The sequence below is a fragment of the Bacillus sp. HMSC036E02 genome (assembly GCF_001836235.1).
Taxonomy (GTDB): Bacteria; Bacillota; Bacilli; order Bacillales; family Bacillaceae_G; genus Bacillus_A; species Bacillus_A cereus.
In genome coordinates, this window is sequence record NZ_KV827856.1 from 496912 (window position 1) to 511584 (window position 14673).

Sequence of the window (14673 nt, forward strand, 5' to 3'; positions counted from 1 at the left end):
TCAATGGACTATACTTTATTTCTATTTCTAACATTACTATGTTTTTTAGCATATACAAAATATATGAAAACCCCTATTATAATCCATGCCACAAAACTAATTAAAGTAAGCTTAGAAAGGTTCAATGCCAAATATATACAACTTACTATTGAAACGATAGGTAAAAAAGGTACTAGAGGGGCACGGAATGGCCTCTTCATATTAGGATGTGTCTTTCTTAATACAATGACAGCTATAGATACAAACACAAATGCTGTTATCGTTCCCATATTCACTAAATTAGCTAATAAATTCAAATCCACTAATCCCGCTAATAAAGCTGCTAGTATACCTGTAACCCACGTATTAAAAAATGGAGTTTGTAAACGTTTATGGACACTTGAAAGTCTTTTTGGTAACAGTCCATCTCGACTCATCGAGTAAGATACACGAACAAATGCAAACATAGCTACTAACAGAACTGTTGTTAGCCCTGCTATCGCTCCCACCGATAACAACCCAGCAATTCTATCTTCTCCTACAGTGCGCAACGCATATGCAACCGGATCAGCAACATTTAATTCCGTAAACGGAACCATTCCAGTTAGCACGAATGAAACACCTACATATAGAACGGTACAAATGAACAAGGAAACAAGTAGCCCAATTGGCACGTTACGTTGTGGACGCTTCACTTCCTCTGCGGCTGTTGCAACTGCATCAAATCCTAAAAAAGCAAAAAATACAGTAGCAGCGCCCCCTACCACACCGTGAAAACCAAACGGTAGAAATGGTTGCCAATTCTCTGGTCTTACATATTGTGTCCCTACAACAATAAATCCTACAATAACAGCCAGTTTAATAATAACCATTATATTATTAATTCGTGCACTTTCTTTTGCACCACGGCTTAATAAAAATGTAACAACTAAAATAATAAGAACTGCTGGTAAATCAATGATTCCACCCTTCCCCATTCCTGGTGCCGAAGCAAAAACCGTAGGAATGTGAATATTAAAACCTAGTAGCAATGACTGAAAATATGCTGACCAGCCTGCTGCAACCGCAGAAGTCGCTAATAAATACTCCAGCATAACACACCAGCCAACTATAAATGCAAAAATCTCACCTAGTGTCATATATGTATATGAATATACACTTCCCGAAACTGGAACTGTAGATGCAAATTCAGCATAACAGAAAGCTACACATGCACATATAATTGCCGCTAATACAAAAGATAATACAATCGCCGGACCAGCATGTTTCGCTGCTACAATACCAGTTAATACGAAAATACCTGTACCAATAATTGCTCCAATACCTAAAAGAGTTAAATCAATCGCTCCTAAAGTTTGATTCAATACTTTTTTCTTTTCTTCATCCATTGCTTTCTTTATGAAAAGACTCATTCTTTGAAACCTCTTTTTCAAGTTTATCTCTTACTTGTTACATTCTTTATTACTGTTCTATTTTAAAAATAAAAATATACATAGTTCACTTCCCCTATAGACTTAGTAACCCGTCTCAATAAAAACAGAAAAATCAATCTCTTTATACCGTATTGAATTTTCAAAATATTAACCATACCAAAAAACCATTAAGAATGCTGATTGAATTTATCATATAATTAATTATATTGTCAATAATAAATCACTCAAAAATAATCGGCTGATTATGTATCAAATGTTATTTTTATACATAATTATTTTCTCAAAAACATTGTTGTTTTCCACCTTAATATTCATATGCATTTTATTACATTGATTTTCATACAATTTTCATTACATACAATGTAATGAAAATCATAATAACCTCAAGTGAATTATTATTCAAAAATAATAATTCACTTGAGGTTATTTCACCATTTTAATACTAACAAAAAAGTGCAGATTTTCATCTGCACTTTTTTTTATTCTTCCACTTCAGCTTCTGCACTACTATTTTCAAGATGCTCCTTCTGAGCTTCCTCTTGCAACTCTGCTGAAATCATCCCATAATAAAGTTCCGGATATAACCCAAATATTTGATATACACTTCCTAAAAACGGCATCAGAATCCCTCTTTTCTAAAGTTGTATTGCCACTTTTAAGGATTCCCTTTTCATTCACTATACATTCGTTTTTGGCGTTTCTTCTTCATCTTGAATACTTAATAAATTTTGCCATTTTTTATACGGAGCGCTATTTGGATCTACATATCCTTTCGCATGCGAGCGATCCCACAATTGTTTAATAAACATTTCTTTCTCTTTCTTTGCAACCATATCAGCACCTGTGCCGTAATAGTTCTGGAAATACAACTCGATTTCATCAAGGAATAGTCTTAATAATTCATCTGATGTTTCTTCTAACGTCGGATCATACTTCGCTTCACGGTCATACATTAAAATCATGTCTAAAAGATTGTGGACATGTTCTTTTCTAAGCCATCTTACATCTTGGGCTCCTAATACGAACGGATGTGTATATAAATGTCCACCTTGTATCATCGCCTTTTCTTGCTCTTCTTCAAATCGTGACAAGATGTTTTCATAAATAAACGGATTATGAAGCAATGCTCTGTGTAATTTATAACTTTCGCTTGAAATATTTTTTCCCATCGACTGAATTAAAAAGCTACGTCCCACACCGTTATATTGATACACAAACTGTCCATCAACAGCAACTAAACTAATCCAGCGATACATATATGCGTATAGTAATGCACGATTACATTTATCATAATCTAATTTTGTTTGAGTCGCGTTTAAATCTGGCATAAAGGCTGGTAAGTGCCAATACTTATCTAAATGCGGCGTTAAACTAGATTTTTTACTATTTAATTTGTTTACACGGCGATAATACGATTGGAAATAGTCACCTTTATCATTCATAAATCCGTTTGAAATATGTCCTGATGATAATTTAGGAAAGTCCTGCAGCGATAAGCCGTAATGCGCTCGATAACAGATCACTTCAAATGGCGAAAAGGCTTCATGTACTGTATCTTTTTCTTTAAACATTTCTTGAATTAATTCCTCTTGCAGCTCTTTCTTTAAAGAAGGATGTATACCCCAATATTGTAATTCCCTATGATGAGCAACTTTCGGAATGAACGGACTTGCTAAATGGAACAGGTCTTCAATTTTTTCACGCACGTATTCATCGCGATCACGTTTCTTATAATCTGCTTCTTTTCGCAACGCTTCAATAATATTCAATTCTAATTTATCACGATAGCGTACTTGCAGTTCGTCATAACAATAGCTCAGTATATGTTCGCGATAGAAATCCTCTACCTTTTTCGACTGAATCTCTTCTGTTTTCGCATCACGACAATATTCCCCGTACAAACTCATATAAATTTCCGCTGATATATCTTTCGGCAGTACACCTAAATTTAAATGTTGCTGCATATCTTGCCATATCTTTTCTTGCAGCTGTTCCTCAGCTAATACATATACATTCGTCGGGTTTGTTTTCCCTTCAAATTCCTTACTGCGCTTTTGGATTTCAAACAGTAAATTTTCACGTGTTTCATGTAAATTATCAAAAAATCTTTCCCAATATTGAATCATTTTATTAACTGCTTGATATAGCGATTGATATACAAGTTCTAATAGCATTTCTTTTCGATATTCATTTAATTTGTGTACATATTGCGTTATGATGTCTTCAAATTCTCTTTTGAATAAACGTTGCTGATTATTAATCATTTTTCCAAACCAGCCTTGTTGTTGAGCAATTTCTACTCGGCGTACAGCCGTTACCGTTCCATCGATATTACCTACATTAAATTTTTTATCGTAGTTTTGAATTACATTACGCTTTTGTTCATTATTTTCATGTAGTCGATTCATTTTTTCCACTAACTGCTTTCGAATTTCATATAACATAAAACGTGCTGCTACTGGGTGAACTGGATCTGTTTTCTTTAAAAACCATGTATTTAATTGATAGGACTGCCCTTCAGAACCACTTGGTGAAAAGCGGTCTGATTCAATCATGTCATATAAAAGTGTCGTTACATGTTCATGTACACGGCTCGGAATCGCATACGCATATAAACGAACCGCATGATCCACTCTTGCCACTTCACCTTTCATTTGTTCCATCATTTTCAGTTTCGCAGCTGAAATTTTACACTCATGTTGCAGACGATTTAATTCCTCATCTTTTTGCACCGTTCGTTGTACATAACTTTCTACAGCTTCTAAAAACAGTTTTGATTTCGCAACTCCGAGCTTACCCCCCTCTGCTCCTTCACGTGTTTCATTGTACATTTGTCTATAGAAAATATGAGCTTGCTCTGGACGGGTAGCAAGATGTTCCAAGTCCTCTAAATAACTTTTACCTCTCTCCGGCTTTTCACGCTGCATCCCACGTTTTACATCTTGGTCATATCTTTGCTTCTTCTCTTGAAACAGTTGATCTAAATGAAGCCACGATTCATCTAAACCTTGCACAGCCCATTTTAAAGCACAATATTTTAACACATGCTCATACGGATAAATGAGTTTTGCCGTTCCTGCCCCGCAATATCGTCCTTTTCCGCTTGATTCTGCTAATTGCTGAATTTGATTGTCTTCTTGTGCAAAATGACTTGTGGACATCGGGCTAAATAACTGTAAATAAATTGTATTTGCCATCTGTTCCATATAATCTGATAAATTGTGTAAATGGTGTCCATGTAGGTTTTCATAATCGTATAAGAAACAATAATTGTACGGTAAATGATGTTGTTTAATTGTATGATTCGTTCTTCCGTCTTCATCTACTTGATCAGGGCGATACTCTAATTCAATTGTTACACCGCCGCGTTTTGATAATTCTCCAGTAGAACCGAGCGTAATAGCATGTAATTCTTTTAACGATGCATAGCCGTTCGCTTGCACCGTTTCAAACTCTTTCGCACTAACTGTTCTCGTCTTTACTAAAACATCCGGCATTAAAAACGCACCGCGTATTAAAATGTTATGATGCTGTAATTTTTTCCGAAGCATTTCACGTAAATATAATGCAATTTGCAGAAACATCCCCGAACCTGTTCCGCCTGCTAGTGATGTTACTATAATGACACGCACACCATATTCTGTTTGATCACTTGTAACCGGAAAAATTTTCTCAATTTCTTGCCAAAAGGACGTTAATTTATCTTCTTTCATCGCAGCACGTAACGCTAAACGTGAAATGACGCGTAACTGTCCTGCTCCTTCTGTTAATGGTTTATCAAGTATAGTCGGATCCATCGGAAACCACTCTGGGATTGTTGGATCTCCTGCAATATACTCCCTGGGCGTTTTACTAGAACTCGTTTGTGTCTTAAACTTTCGAATATGATCAAATTTACTCAATGTATTCACATCTGTATCAAATACGTGCATTGCTACCTTTTTCCGGCGCTCTTCAGGTAATTTTTCATATATTTGATGCGTCACAGTACTACCGATTCCACCTAAACCAATTAATATTGTTGGAACTTGTAATGTCATGTGAACCACCTTCCTATTCTTGCTTGTTTGAAAAAAGGGAAAGAGAATCCATACTCCATCCCCTTCTTATCCCTACCTACTATTCACATTCGTACTTGTAAATCTCTTTACCATATCCTCTATCAATTAGTAAAAGTTCATTTGGATATAGTGTCTTATGTTCCATTCCTACTTCATCCTCTGTTATAAACATTCCATCAATAATCATTCCAACTACTTGTGATTCTTTCGCTACAAAGACAGATTTCGAACCTTTCTTCGCTATAAACGTAACGGATTGCACTGTTTTTCTTTCTGCTCTAAATGGGATACCAAAATAATGGTTCCACCATTTATTTCGAAGTAATTCTGGTTCAGATTGATATAGCCAATCTTTCGCTACCTCTTGATCCCATTCATAATACAGTAGTGCTTTCCGGTGAAATCTTGGCCGAACAATCCATCCTAAAACAATGATTCCTACTACTAGTAGTAATAAAGTGATAGGAATGACAAACTTAAAAATAAGCGCATATTTTTCATAAAACGGAGCATCTTGAATATGGAATGTTATGTTTTTCTTTACTTCTTGTAATTTTGAATCCTGCATTACGATGGTAGCTTCTACGGTGCCGGTATCTGTAAAATTAAATGTGTCGGAGTAATAGGGACGAGGATAAACATAGATTTGATTTCCATGTTGCTTTATTTCATAATTGATTGATTGTTTAGATGTGACACCAGTAGATTTTAATAGTTTTTTTACAGCTTCTTCTGTCATTGACTTGCCATCTAACTGTGGTTGTAAAACAAATGGTTTACTATTCTCTAAATTTGTCACTTTTTCTTCATAATCTTTTGTAACAGTTTGAAGTGATAATTTCGGTTTCTCAGCTGTTTCAATTTTAAATTCTTTCGTCTGTCTATAAAACCCCTTTATATTCATATGAACTTTCCCGCGTACTAACCCTTTACCAAGCTTCGTTTCGTAATAAAACACATGCCTCTTATCGTTCCACTTCATTGCATATTGTTTTCCGTCTATTTCTACTTCTGCCTGAAAGTAAGAAGACTGAACTGGCAACTCCGTAGGCCTTGCTTCAATAACAGCAGTAACACCTTCGTACATTTTCTCTACATTTTTTTGACTACTATCATCTTTGTCATAAGTAGAAACCGTATAATTAAGCGCTGGTTCAACTAGTACTTGTAGTCCTTCTTTCTCAATGTCCTGGTCCACTTCTATCGTATAAGTTCCTGGTTTAATAACTTCCTCATTTTCCGTACTTATATGAACTATATTTCCGAACAATTTTGCTTCTCCTGGTGCATGTATGGAAAAAGAAGATTGCAATTGTAATGGTTTAGAAATTTGTGTGACCTGATAATCGGGCAGAGAAGGCGATTGTCGTACAAGCGTCATACGCTTTAATGGAAACGGTGTTGTAATCTCTACTCTTTTCCCCACTACTTTCGTTTTTACAATCGATTCAACAGAGGAGAATGGATCACGATTTGCAACTAATGCTGCCACTTGATTTACACTTTTTACAATGCCATCTTCTCCGCTTGACGGCATCGTAACACCATTTATCTCTTTCTTCCATATTTCCTTGAACGTATTTAGTTGTTCTTTTTCTTGTTGTCCTAAATCTTCTTCCATCGTAATTAAGACTGGATGTAACGATATCTTTTTTGCATCCATTTCTTTCTTAAACTGGGCTAATTTCTGCAAAATTTGTTCTTTTCCGCCAACCTTATCTTTCTCTAAATCATTAAATGCCCCGTCAGTTAATACAATAAGCCAAAATTCACGTTTTCCATCTATATCAGCTTCCTTTTTTATAGATTGCATCGCCGTTTCTACCGCGCTAAATGGAGTATTTAAATACGTTTTCCATGCTCCAATTCCCTCAATTTCTGTTTGCCTTTTATCCTTCGTTAACGAAATGTTTAATGGCTCATTCGGCTTACTCATTGGAACGTAAGAAAATTTATCTTTTTCATCCAATAGCGCAACTAAACTTTGCAAAGCATAATTGGCATATTTCCAGCGATCGTTATTTCTCATGCTGCCCGAATCGTCATATACAAGTGAAACGACCCTTTCCTTTGCCTCCTCTCCTTTTGCAAAAGCTGATAAAGGTAAACATATAAATAGAAACAACATGAACGTGGCACAAATTCGGATTTTCATGATGAGGCTTCGCCACCTTTGTAGACAAATTCCTATGTTTAAATTTATGAGAGGAAACAAGATATATGACTTGTATTTTAGGACAACGAACCCAGCATAATTTTATTATGTAAACAGTTATAAGAACTGAATATTATTCCTTCTAGCGTTTTCTATCCGATACTATAAGTAAAAAAGCCTGTTTAAGCTCCACACTTAAAACAGACTTTTCCTACTTTTTATTTTAAAAACACATAACAAAAAGTTTGATTTTTGACTTAACACATCACTTCTATTGTAAATCCACCAGGTGCTTCAACGTAAAACGTATACGCATGGACATGCTTAGGAGGCTCGACCAAAAATCCATCTTCCTTCAATCTTTGATTTATCTTATCTACTTGTTCTTCACTTTCTTGTGGAAATCCTACGTGAAATGTTCTGGGATACTGAACTTCTTTTCCTTTCATTAAAGTTAGTATAAATCCATCATTATCACGCATAACTGCAAAGCCATTTCCCCTTGTTCCACTACAAATTAGACCAAAATACTTCTCTAAAAACTCTCTAGCTGCTGTTACATCTGTAACTGTTAAATTAAGATGTTTAATTCCCAATCCTTCACCTTCTTTCTCAATTTTCTAACATTTTATCATACAAATAAAAAACACGCCTTCCACAGCGTGTTTCATTGCTTTACATACACTTCAACAATCGGATTCTCTTTATTATCCGCATGCAAGCGTATATTCTCTTCACTTGTATTATAAATACTAGCTAATAACATTATCGTTAACACATTAGGTGTCTTCGCATCACTTCCGTATTTTCTCTCAAGCGCTTCCTTATATTCAAAATCTAAATCCCCCTGCACATATGTATACACTTCAAAACCATCTTCTAAATTGCAAACTACTGTATCAATAATATCTGCCCCTACTTGCTTCTTCATTTCCTCTCGTAACGCTTCAATAAAATCTTCCCACGGTACTTCGTATGTCTGAAACTGATCTGTAGATTTCATGCCTTTTCCTCCTTATATATCCTCTTCTTATATTTCCCCTTTCCTATAACAATTATGATAGATAGGGCATTCGTACAAGCCGCACTTGTCCCCCTTACATATCGTATTACTGTAATGCGGAAGGAGAAAAGAATATGCATAGACAAAAATGTTATGATACATGCCAACGTTATTTCGGAAAAGTTGTTCGGATTGAAGACCGTGATGGCCGTATACATTTAGGTAAAATAATCGATGTGACACAAAACTCTGTATGGATCGAACCGGTACAACAGCGCTCATCTTTTGATTCAGGGTTCGGATACTACGACGCTTATGCAAACGGTGGTTGTGACCTTTGTGGAGGCCTTAGCAGGTGTGATAGTTGTGGATTCGGATGCGGTGGTGGATTCAGCAGCTGCGGATGTGGTGGTCGTGGTTGTAGTAGTTGTGGTTGCGGCGGCTGGGGAGGCGGCGGTTGTGGCTGGGGTGTTGAACTCGGATTTGGTTTCATCTTCGGAATTACATTAGCTGCATTATTTTTCATTTAACATAGTAAAGAGTTGGCTACCTTTAGCCAACTCTTTTTCTTTATTTTTCACATATAAAAATACGATGCCCTAAAATGTGTTGGTACATAAGCCGTACATTTTCATGCTGTATCCACGCCTCATATAACTCATTCGGAATATGTGAGGATACATTCCATTCTGGCTCTTCTACATAGCCAGAGATTGTTTCTGCAATCGTGCCACCACCCGCAATTGTAATTCTTTTAAAATTTGCTTTCTGAAATAATTGTACCCACTCATTCTCAGTTAACAGTTCTTTCATGCCATATAATTGGGCGATTTTTTCTTCCTCACCCTTATCAATGTGCCTATCAATAATCATTTCAATGACAACAAGCTTACCGTCCTGCTGTAATACACGATAACACTCCGAGATAACCCTTTCTTTGTCTGTAAAAGCGATGATTGATTCTCCAAGTACGAACTCAAATGAGTTATTCAAACACGGTAAATGCTCTACATTTCCTTCAATTAATTGTATATCTAACCCTTCAAACAACCATCTATCTTTTGCCTTTTGAATCATAATTTCATTCTTTTCAACCGTTGTTACTTTATAGCCAAATTCCCTTGTCATATACGCCGCTGTTTTCCCCGTACCGCAACCTATCTCAAGGACATTCGCTCCATATTTAAAAGGCAGTTGTGCTAACAATTGTTTTGTTAACGTAAAGCCACCAGGATGAGCACTTCCTATTCCGTAATAAGCTAGGAAATCGATGTATGTGTTTCGTTTCATGGGATTCTCCCTTTTTTATTTTATATATTCGAGCACGGAAGAAAAGTGCATAGAAAAAAGGGCGTATTGTACGCCCCTCATCTTACTTATCCTCTGTAATATATGCCCATTTATAGCTGTAGTCTCCACCAACTGGATGGTGAACAATACCTTTTACTTTCTGTCTTTGAACGATAGCATCACCACGTTGATATAATGGTGCAATTGCTGCATCTTCCAATAACATTTTCTCCGCTTTCAGTAAGCTATCCCAACGCTCTTTCGTTTTCGTTAATAGCTCACCTTTACCTTTTTGTACAATTTCATCATATTTAGGATTTGAATATCCTGTTTGGTTATGAGGGCCATTTGTAACAAACATATCAATGAATGTCATTGGATCTAAGTAGTCAGGTCCCCAACCAGCGTAAGATAAATCATAATCTAGATCTGATTCTAATTTTAACTTTTGTTTAAATGGCTGGTTTTTCAAATTCACTGTTAAACCTGGTAAGTTTTTCTCAAGTTCTCCTTTTAAGAATTCTCCTACTTTTTTCGCACCATCACCATCATAGTTTAATAGTTCTACTGTAATTGCATCTTTTCCAAGTTCTTTTTTCGCTTTTTCCCAATGCTCTTTTGCTTTTTTCACATCTGTTTTTAAAATATCTCCATTTTCTTTACGGAAGTCTTTTCCATCTGGGCTCTTAGCAAATTCTTTTGGTACTAAGTAATCTGCCGGTGTAGATCCGTCATTTAAAATAACGTTCGTTAAGCCTTTTTTATCATACGCTTTTGCAATCGCTAAACGTAGATCTTTGCTCTTTAACACTGTATCTTGCCCACCACGTTTTTGGTTTAAGCGTAAGAAGTACGTTGACGGTGTTTTTTGTGTAAAGAAGTCGGGGTTTGATTTATATTTGTCAACAAATTCAGATGTAAGTCCTGAACGATCGATTTGTCCACTTTCATATAAGTTAACACGTGTACCACTATCTTTTACTACGTTAAAGTTGATTTCATCTAACTTCACTGTTTTATTATCCCAATATTGTGCATTTTTCTTTAACTTCCAACCTTCTTCATGTTTCCAGTCTGTCAATGTAAACGGTCCGTTGTATAACGTCGTATCTGATTCTAAACCGTACTTTTCACCTTTTTCTTTTACAAATTTCTCGTTTAATGGATAAAATGTTCCAAATGAAGTTAATTCTACAAAGTAAGGAACTGGATTTTCTAATTCTACTTCTAACGTATAGTCATCTACAGCTTTTACTCCTAACGTATCTAGTTCAGCTTTTCCTTCATTAATCGCTTGTGCATTTTTCAAATCAAACATAATGTATGCATATTCTGCTGCTGTATTTTTATCTACCGCACGTTTCCAAGCAAACACGAAATCTTTCGCTGTTACAGGCTCTCCATTTGACCATTTTGCATTTTTATTTAATGTAAATGTATACTTTTTACCATCATCACTCTTTTTATATGATTCAGCAACTCCTGGTGTTGCTTTATTATCTTTATCAAGTCGATATAAACCTTCCATTACGTTGTTTAAAGCTAGAAACGATACTTGGTCTGTCGCTTTAGCAGAGTCCATAGATGGAATCTCTTGAGACTCTGTTAAATTAAGCACTTGCTTCGCCGCTAGCTTTCCGCCTTCTTTTTCACCACTTTTCGGTGTTGTGCTTGCCTTCTCTTTATCTCCTGATCCAGAGCAAGCTGTTAATGCCATACTCATTACTAAAACTGGTGCTACGACCGCTGTCAATTTTTTCATCTTTTTTCTCTTCATTTTTTGTACCCTCCCCAATTATATGTACGATATTAACATTTAGAATTTCTCTACTAACTTTCGTTATCAGAAAATTCTTATTAATTAATATTCTACTATTTTTTTAAATTTTGTAAAGTATTTTTGTAAATTTTCTAAATATTTATTTTTTTATTATAGTAACTTGTTGTTTTAACTACTATATGAATTATCCCCGTCTACTATATGTAAACATCCCTCCCCTTATTCCACTCTATTACTACGTTCTATATTTTTCTTATTAGCATGAGGTCTCTTACTATCATCTGTCTTACTACTTACTGACCTCTCTAAATCCCTCCGATAGAACCTTCCTAATTACCTACCCGATTCTCAATAGGCTAACGATATTTATTCCCTTATACATACTAAAAAGCATTTCAAAAGCAGCTCAGCCACTTTTGAAATGCTTTCACTTTATTTTTTTCCGCCATCCTCAGTTACATACGCCCACTTAAAGCTATATTCTGGACTGATGTTATGTTTCACAATTCCTTTTACATTCGGTTTCATTACATACGATCTTCCTGTTTGATATAAAGGAACTAACCCTGCATCTTCTTCAAGGAATAATTTTTCAGCTTTCCCTAACGTTTCCCAGCGTTTTTTCGCATCACTCATTAATTCATTACCTGCTTTTCCTACCATTTCATCGTATTTTGGATTTGAATAACTCATTTGGTTGTACGGGCTCTTCGATTCAAACATATCAATAAATGTCATTGGATCCGCATAGTCTGGACTCCAACCTGCATAAGAAATTTCATAATCTTGCGCAGTTTCTAATTTTAATTTTTGTTTGAACGGCTGAATTTTCGTATTAATCGTTACACCTTTTAAATTTTTCTCAATTTGATCTTTTACATAGTCAGCAATCTTTTTCGCAGTTCCATCATCATAGCTTAGCAATTCAATTGTAACTTGATCTTTTCCAAGTTCTTTTTTCGCTTCTTCCCACGCTGCTGCTCCTTTTTTCGGATTATATTTCAGACCATTTTTAAATGTATCTTGATAATCTTTACCATCTGGCCCTGTCGCAAGTCCTTTTGGAACCAATTGATCTGTTGCTTTTGAACCATTATTTAAAATTACATTTGCCAATCCTTTTTTATCAACTGATAATGCAATTGCTTCACGAAGTTTTTTGCTCTTTAAAGGCGTATCTTGTCCGTTACGTTTTTGATTTAAACGTAAGAAGAATGTACTTGATTCCGCATACTCACCATATTCTTCTTTGTTCGATTTATATTTATCTACAAACTCTCCTGATAGTAATGTAAAATCAATTGATCCTGTATCATATAAGTTTACTTTCGTTGCAACCTCTTTTACTACACTATAGTTAATTTCTTCTAATTTCACAGTCTTTTTATCCCAGTACTTATCATTTTTCTTCAGCTGCCAACCTTGTTCATGTTTCCATGAAGACATAACGAATGGACCATTATACACAGTTGTATCTGCTTCTAAACCGTACTTATCACCTTTTTCTTTTACGAATTTTTCATTTAATGGATAGTATGATGGGAATGCTAATAAATTTAAGAAATACGGTACCGGTTTTTCTAATTCTACTTCTAGCGTGTAATCATCTACCGCCTTCGCTCCTAATTCAGTTACAGGTTTTTCTCCTTTATTAATCGCTTCTGCATTTTTAATATAGTAAGCAATAAATGCATATTCTGCCGCAGTACTCTTATCAAGTAAGCGCTTCCATGCAAAAACGAAATCTTTCGCTGTTACAGGATCACCATTTGACCATTTTGCATCTTTTCGCAGTTTAAACGTATACTTTTTACCATCTTCACTTTTCGTACTAGACTCTGCCGCAGCAGGAATTGGCTTATTATCTTTATCAAGGCGATATAGGCCTTCCATCGTGTTCCCTAAAATTTGCGAACCTAATGTATCAGTAGATTTAGAAGTATCCATCGTCGGAATTTCTTGGTTTTCCGTACGATTTAATACTTGTTTCGCTGCATATTTAATATCAGATTTTTTTTCTTCCCCACTATTTGATGTAGTAGTCGTTTTCTTTTCCCCACCTGACCCAGAACATGCTGTCAATGCAACACTCATCGCTAAGACTGGTACTACAACTGCCGTTAACTTTTTCAGCTTTTTTCTCTTCATTTTTATACCCTCCCTAATTATATGTACATTACCAATCCTTGAGAGACCCCTTACTAAAGATTTGTTTTTCAGAAAATTACAACTAATGTTATTCTACTCTTTTTTTCGTATTTGTAAATAGTTTAATTTTAAATATTCTGATTTTTTTAATTTAGTAGGATTTATCCCCCATCTACTATATGTACATACTATACACCTTATTCTCTTCTATTTAACCACACTAAAAATTAGTATTTTAAGCTCACAAAAAAAGCATTTAAAAGTAGCTAAGCCACTTTTAAATGCTTTTTCAACTCTATTATTTTTCAGTTACATATGCCCACTTAAAGCTAAATTCTGGACTGATATTATGTTTTACTACACCTTTTACATTTGGTTGTAAAACATAAGAATCTCCACGTTGATATAAAGGTACAATCGCTACATCTTCTTCAAGTAATGTTTTTTCAGCTTTTCCTAACTCTTCCCAACGTTTCTTTGCATCGCTCATTAATTCCGTTCCAGCTTTTTTCACCATACCGTCATATTTAGGGTCAGAGAAGCTCATTTGGTTATGAGAATGTCCAGTCTCAAACATATCTAAGAACGTCATTGGATCTGCATAATCCGGATTCCATCCGCCATACGAAATATCATATTGTTGTTCAGTTTCTAATTTTAGTTTTTGCTTAAATGGTTGAAGTTTAATATTAACTGTTACACCTTTTAAGTTTTTCTCAATCTGATCTTTAATATATTCGCCAACTTTTTTCGCATTACCAGTATCGTAGTTTAAGAATTCAATCGTAACTTGGTCTTTTCCAAGTTCTTTTTTCGCTTCTTCC

At 35.3% G+C, this 14673-nt stretch carries 11 protein-coding genes; 1 reads left to right on the top strand and 10 read right to left on the bottom strand.

Features of this window, described 5'->3' with window-relative positions; all coding sequences use genetic code 11:
• Nucleotides 1–8: 8 nt before the first annotated feature.
• From HMPREF2590_RS20475 to HMPREF2590_RS20500, 6 genes are all read right to left on the bottom strand, one after another.
• Nucleotides 9–1391: an APC family permease gene (locus tag HMPREF2590_RS20475; RefSeq protein WP_000051665.1), complete on the bottom strand. Its 1383-nt coding sequence runs from the start codon at nucleotides 1389–1391 to the stop codon at nucleotides 9–11.
• A 500-nt stretch (nucleotides 1392–1891) separates the two neighbouring features.
• Entirely contained in the window at nucleotides 1892–2032 is a 141-nt protein-coding gene (locus tag HMPREF2590_RS20480; protein WP_001116193.1) for a hypothetical protein, read from the bottom strand.
• Nucleotides 2033–2089: 57 nt separating this feature from the next.
• On the bottom strand, nucleotides 2090–5452 hold the full coding sequence (locus tag HMPREF2590_RS20485; protein ID WP_003315806.1) for a tubulin-like doman-containing protein: 3363 nt from the start codon (nucleotides 5450–5452) through the stop codon (nucleotides 2090–2092).
• Between the two features lie 79 nt (nucleotides 5453–5531).
• The gene (locus HMPREF2590_RS20490) at nucleotides 5532–7628 is read right to left on the bottom strand and encodes a vWA domain-containing protein (RefSeq protein ID WP_030027104.1); all 2097 of its coding nucleotides are present in this window, start codon (nucleotides 7626–7628) and stop codon (nucleotides 5532–5534) included.
• Between the two features lie 257 nt (nucleotides 7629–7885).
• A complete protein-coding gene (locus tag HMPREF2590_RS20495; RefSeq protein ID WP_000511521.1) occupies nucleotides 7886–8224 on the bottom strand; it encodes a VOC family protein in 339 nt (112 codons plus the stop codon).
• A 71-nt stretch (nucleotides 8225–8295) separates the two neighbouring features.
• Nucleotides 8296–8631: a hypothetical protein gene (locus tag HMPREF2590_RS20500; protein ID WP_000842885.1), complete on the bottom strand. Its 336-nt coding sequence runs from the start codon at nucleotides 8629–8631 to the stop codon at nucleotides 8296–8298.
• Nucleotides 8632–8765: 134 nt separating this feature from the next.
• On the opposite strand from HMPREF2590_RS20500, the gene HMPREF2590_RS20505 reads away from it, so the two are divergent.
• Nucleotides 8766–9161 carry a hypothetical protein gene (locus HMPREF2590_RS20505; RefSeq protein ID WP_000554977.1) on the top strand — a complete coding sequence of 132 codons (396 nt, stop codon included), beginning with the start codon at nucleotides 8766–8768 and terminating at the stop codon, nucleotides 9159–9161.
• 40 nt (nucleotides 9162–9201) lie between these two features.
• Here HMPREF2590_RS20505 and HMPREF2590_RS20510 read toward each other — a convergent pair whose 3' ends face one another.
• From HMPREF2590_RS20510 to HMPREF2590_RS20525, 4 genes are all read right to left on the bottom strand, one after another.
• Nucleotides 9202–9921 (bottom strand): class I SAM-dependent methyltransferase, encoded by a 720-nt coding sequence (locus HMPREF2590_RS20510; protein ID WP_000828248.1) that lies wholly within the window; start codon nucleotides 9919–9921, stop codon nucleotides 9202–9204.
• An 82-nt stretch (nucleotides 9922–10003) separates the two neighbouring features.
• Complete coding sequence (locus HMPREF2590_RS20515; RefSeq protein ID WP_000823447.1) at nucleotides 10004–11698, bottom strand: peptide ABC transporter substrate-binding protein; 1695 nt, start codon at nucleotides 11696–11698, stop codon at nucleotides 10004–10006.
• 435 nt (nucleotides 11699–12133) lie between these two features.
• Entirely contained in the window at nucleotides 12134–13849 is a 1716-nt protein-coding gene (locus tag HMPREF2590_RS20520; protein ID WP_000823430.1) for a peptide ABC transporter substrate-binding protein, read from the bottom strand.
• Nucleotides 13850–14147: 298 nt separating this feature from the next.
• Nucleotides 14148–14673: ABC transporter substrate-binding protein (locus HMPREF2590_RS20525; RefSeq protein WP_256325169.1), on the bottom strand; the 526-nt coding region annotated here is incomplete at its 5' end.

Coding starts and splice junctions, on each gene's coding strand:
- HMPREF2590_RS20475 (WP_000051665.1), bottom strand. CDS start 1,391: ATGAGTCTTTTCATAAAGAAAGCAATGGATGAAGAAAAGAAAAAAGTA.
- HMPREF2590_RS20510 (WP_000828248.1), bottom strand. CDS start 9,921: ATGAAACGAAACACATACATCGATTTCCTAGCTTATTACGGAATAGGA.
- HMPREF2590_RS20490 (WP_030027104.1), bottom strand. CDS start 7,628: ATGAAAATCCGAATTTGTGCCACGTTCATGTTGTTTCTATTTATATGT.
- HMPREF2590_RS20480 (WP_001116193.1), bottom strand. CDS start 2,032: ATGCCGTTTTTAGGAAGTGTATATCAAATATTTGGGTTATATCCGGAA.
- HMPREF2590_RS20485 (WP_003315806.1), bottom strand. CDS start 5,452: ATGACATTACAAGTTCCAACAATATTAATTGGTTTAGGTGGAATCGGT.
- HMPREF2590_RS20515 (WP_000823447.1), bottom strand. CDS start 11,698: ATGAAGAGAAAAAAGATGAAAAAATTGACAGCGGTCGTAGCACCAGTT.
- HMPREF2590_RS20520 (WP_000823430.1), bottom strand. CDS start 13,849: ATGAAGAGAAAAAAGCTGAAAAAGTTAACGGCAGTTGTAGTACCAGTC.
- HMPREF2590_RS20505 (WP_000554977.1), top strand. CDS start 8,766: ATGCATAGACAAAAATGTTATGATACATGCCAACGTTATTTCGGAAAA.
- HMPREF2590_RS20500 (WP_000842885.1), bottom strand. CDS start 8,631: ATGAAATCTACAGATCAGTTTCAGACATACGAAGTACCGTGGGAAGAT.